The organism is Mucilaginibacter sp. P4_E8 (assembly GCF_056401495.1).
The window spans coordinates 1-4494 of the sequence record NZ_JBFUJG010000244.1 but is presented as its reverse complement, the minus strand read 5'-3'; the positions used below and the strand labels follow the sequence as shown (position 1 = coordinate 4494).

At 38.9% G+C, this 4494-nt stretch carries 5 protein-coding genes; all 5 read right to left on the bottom strand.

The features are described 5' to 3' along the window. The coding region (locus AC1DRQ_RS29665; RefSeq protein ID WP_477429451.1) for an HAD family hydrolase at positions 1 to 360 on the bottom strand (360 nt) is incomplete at its 3' end. Positions 361 to 553: 193 nt separating this feature from the next. Continuing rightward, a complete protein-coding gene (locus AC1DRQ_RS29660) occupies positions 554 to 1000 on the bottom strand; it encodes a GNAT family N-acetyltransferase (protein ID WP_477429449.1) in 447 nt (148 codons plus the stop codon). A gap of 28 nt (positions 1001 to 1028) precedes the next feature. Next, positions 1029 to 1688 (bottom strand): MBL fold metallo-hydrolase, encoded by a 660-nt coding sequence (locus tag AC1DRQ_RS29655; RefSeq protein ID WP_477429447.1) that lies wholly within the window; start codon positions 1686 to 1688, stop codon positions 1029 to 1031. A gap of 192 nt (positions 1689 to 1880) precedes the next feature. Beyond that, on the bottom strand, positions 1881 to 3233 hold the full coding sequence (locus tag AC1DRQ_RS29650) for a PhoH family protein (RefSeq protein WP_429392395.1): 1353 nt from the start codon (positions 3231 to 3233) through the stop codon (positions 1881 to 1883). An 824-nt stretch (positions 3234 to 4057) separates the two neighbouring features. Continuing rightward, positions 4058 to 4494: SAM hydroxide adenosyltransferase (locus AC1DRQ_RS29645; RefSeq protein ID WP_477429444.1), on the bottom strand; the 437-nt coding region annotated here is incomplete at its 5' end.

Sequence of the window (4494 nt, the reverse complement as noted above, 5' to 3'; positions counted from 1 at the left end):
CAGTGGGATAATGCCTATAGCGCAGTTACTTAGTATAAACAGTTTATATTTAGTTGCCAGTTGTTTAATACCTTCAGTAACTCCGCTGTACATTACACCACCGCTTGTGGGTAATATTTGCCTGCGTGTTTCATTAACATCCATGTAAATGCCCTGTGCCTTATCATCATCAAAATCAGGCATTAAAACTTTGGTGAGCTTTTTACCCTCCATACCCATTAACTGCATCAGATCATTACGGCCAATAATCCTTTTTATAGCCTGTTTTTCAAATACAAGGTTCCAGGAGTTAGCATAGGTGTCAACGGCGTCCCAAAGGGTTCCGTCCATGTCAAAAATCAGGCTATCGGGTTTCTGCATAAAAACAATTCAACTTTTTTGCTAAAGATGTAAAATTTACCTTATTCGTAAAACATAAGTTCATCTTTTCTTCATTATTAATTTTCACCTTAGCAGTGTGATAAGGTTAATGTGGGCCAGCTTAGCAGGAGGTTGGTTCCATAGGGCCTCCACCGTAAAAGGTGGGGGCTTTTTTTATTTTATAGCTGTGCGATCAAATAGCTTTACGATAATAAAAACTGGTCTTGGCATCTTGCCTTACAAAGCCAACAGCTTCATATAGACTTTGGGCAGTATAATTATCAGAGGCAGTTTCTAATTGTACAAATGTAGCACCGTGGCTTTTTGCAAAATCTGCTGCGGCTTTTAGCAGCGCTTCGCCTATCCCCTGTTTACGATGATCGGTATCAACAAACAGATCGTTTATCAACCAGTTTTTTGTTGCCCTTACCGATGATAGTAACGGATACAGTTGAGTAAACCCCACAGGTTTATCACCCACAAGCGCCACAAATATTACTGATTCATTATTTTCGAGCCTGTTTTTGATATAGGTTTCGGCCAAAGCAATGTCTGATGCTTGCTTGTAAAACACCCGGTATTGGTCAAATAATTTGGTTACCAGCAGGTAATCGGCCGTGTTAATCTGTTTTATTTCCATGAATTATTGCTAAATAAGGGTTATATGATCAGATGGTTACACTATCGCCAACTTTATATACTTCATGAAATTTTATACCCACCCTGTCAAAATGTTTTACGTAAGCCGCATAGCGTTTCTCTATAAAAAATTGCTTGGCATAACCATCATGAACGGGCAGTATTTGCCGGGGCTGTAATTTATCGGCAAATGCACTTATCATTACCTCGCTGGCAAATGGAGCCATGGTTACCATGATCAATAGTTCGATGTTTTTAAATTCTAATAATTTGTCCTCCATGGAATCAACCGGATGCAGCACTTTATCATTGATCAAAAAACCGGTCATTTGCGGCAAGGGATTATCCATAATAAGTGCATGTTTTACCGGGAAGGCCTGCAGTTTAAAGGGACCCAAATTTACGGTCGCATCCTCCAAAATAATATATTTAATACCAGCCTTATCTAATTGTTGCCCTACCTGGCTATTGGTTATTACCTGTGCCCCGCTTGCATCAATAATGCTTTTCAAAATATCTATAACAAAATGGTCGGGATGGATATGGGTGATCACAATAACATTTACATCGGTAAACATTTGTGGTGTTACCAATCCTTCTATAAAAGAATAATCGCCTGGATCAAACAATATTTTATAGCCATCAAGCTCAAACACAAGACAAGAGTGCAGGTACTTTGATATTTTCATATTCGATTAGCAATTTATTGAATTAACCCGTAAAATGTAGGGTTGGTTTTTGTCTGAACCGGGATTTATAGGATTAAAGGATTACCACGATTAATTGCAATTTAACAAGACACATCATTGCGAGGAGCTTTGTTAGATTTACGAAGTTTTAAAAACTTCGTAAATCTTGTAATTAACCCTCGTTAAGACAACCTATAGCAACTCATTCGCCAAATTGGCCAGCTCGCTCCGCTCGCCTTTTTGCAGGGTTATGTGTGCATATAGCGGGTGCCCTTTAGCCTTATCTATCAGATATGACAATCCATTACTTTCGGCATCAAGGTATGGCGTATCAATCTGGTAAATATCACCGGTAAAAACAAATTTACTGTTTTCGCCAGCGCGGGATATAATGGTTTTTACCTCGTGCGGTGTAAGATTTTGGGCCTCGTCAACAATGAAGAATATTTTGGCAAGGGTGCGACCGCGGATAAAAGCCAGCGGCGCAATGGATATTTTATCATTGGCTACCAGTTCATCAATTTTAGCCTGCATTTTTTCGTCATCGGCAAACTGATCCTTTATAAATTTAAGGTTATCCCATATAGGCGCCATATACGGATCAATTTTTGATTTGATATCGCCAGGCAAAAAACCAATATCCTTATTGCTTAATGGTACTATAGGGCGGGTAACAAAAATTTGGCGGTAGTATTTGCGTTGCTCCAGCGCACTGGCCAGTGCCAGCAGTGTTTTACCGGTACCTGCGTTCCCTTGTATGGTTACCAGTTTAATATCAGGATGTAATAAAGCGTGAATAGCAAAAGCTTGCTCTGTATTTTTGGGTGAAATGTTAAACACCGGCTGTTCAGTAACCTTTTCAAGCTGGCGGGTTTGTGCATTATAAAATCCCGGAACATCGTTCTTTTTACCTTTTAAAGTATAAAAATGATTATTAGTATACGATTGGATATGTAAACTTTCGGCTGGCAGGTTTTCCTGTTTGTTGAACAGTGTTATCAGCTTTTCGCTTATCTTATTTACATCAGTTACACCGGTGTATAGCTGATCAAGGTTTTTAATCTTACCTGTTTCGTAATCCTCAGCGTGCAGGTTCAGAGCTTTGGCTTTCAAACGCAGGCAAATATCTTTGGATACCAATACTACTTTCTTATCGGGGTACTCTTCCTGCAGCCCCAAAGCCGCATTTAATATCCGATGATCTGTTTTATCTGACCCAAAAACCTGCTCGGCATCAATAGCTGTGGTTTTAACGTCCATAGCTACCTTAAAGCTGCCTTTGCCCTTGCCGTTAAGCGGGATCCATTCGTTTACTAAATTGTTGCGGGAAAGATCATCCATGAGGCGGATAAAGCTGCGGGCCTCAAAGTTACGGGTATCATTACCGTTCTTTTTATTGTCAAGCTCTTCCAGTACCTGTATAGGTATGGCTACATCGTGTTCTTCAAAATTTTGGAATGCATTATGATCGTAGAGGATCACTGAGGTATCTAAAACAAATATTTTGTTGCTCCCGTACTGGTTACGCTGGCCATCCTTATTCATATCCTACTAAATTAGCTATTTTAAGGATTGAACAAAATGAAAACGATGTTACAAACCAAAAAACCTTATAAAAGCGAAAACGGGAGTCTCTTCTTTCGAATCGAACTCCCGTTTCCTAACTATTGTTCCACCGTAGTTTTCCAATAGTATCAAGTTTTGTGTATCCATGACCGACAAGATCCCGTCTGTCGTTCTTGCGAACTGTCGACTGTTTCTACGTCATTGGTTCTGTTGCGGTTCTCCGTAAAGTTCCAGCATCTTCCCAATACCTCCTTTAATCACAATCCTTTTTCAAAGACTTTCGTAATTTCATTTTTCATGTGACTCAGGGACTTCTTTTGCTCTTTAGTTCCCCCGAAGGTTCCCCCGATTCAATTTCTGTAATCCTGAAAGGTTGTCAAAGTACGTCGTTCTTGATGATTTCAATATCGGGACATATTGGCGATTTGACAAGTATTTTTTTTATTTTTTATTAACAAGTTATTAACATTCTGTTTTCACTTATACACATTGATTAATTGCTGATTCATAGACAATTATTTCTTCTTAGTTAATAAATTACTTTAGTTATAAACAATAAGCTTATTCACAAAAAGTTGTAAAATCAGAAAATTTAAAAGGTTCAAAAATGCGTGAAATTGAATTTTCATTAATTTTTTCAAATTAAATGCCCCTGGTAATGCCTTGTAATATAAGACCCAACATCCCTTTTCGACTGGGGTTGCAGGGTAAAACAGTTTAAAACATAAGCCGGTATTCCCGGTTGATTTTAGAAAGGGAATTATCATGGAAAAAATATATACGGCTGTGGTTATAGAAGTCGCTTACCGCTTATTGACAACAACACTCCATTCGCTGCCACTGCTTATTTTGTATACATCCGCAAAACTTCCCTGGTTAAGCGCGAAGGATAGCTGCATTAAACTGTTTAGATAAGCCAGTGGTTTGCCCAAAGGCACTTCACCAAAGGTTTCGGTGTATGGGGCGTCGCCTTCGTAAACTTTTTTATCGTTTTTAAATATAATGAAGTGGAGATAATCGCCAAATTTGAGGTTAAGCTTTTTTAGCAGATTGTTACTTATGTTTGTCCATAAATTACCATACTGCACATCGAGCACATCAATAGTACCCTTGAGCTTGCCCGCTTCAAATACAGCTTTTTGATAAGGGATCTTTACCACTTGCTTGGGCAACACCGGGCCTACTTGTTCAAATGTAATAACACCTGCAGCTAAACGTGCAGCAGTMTACGAATATACAT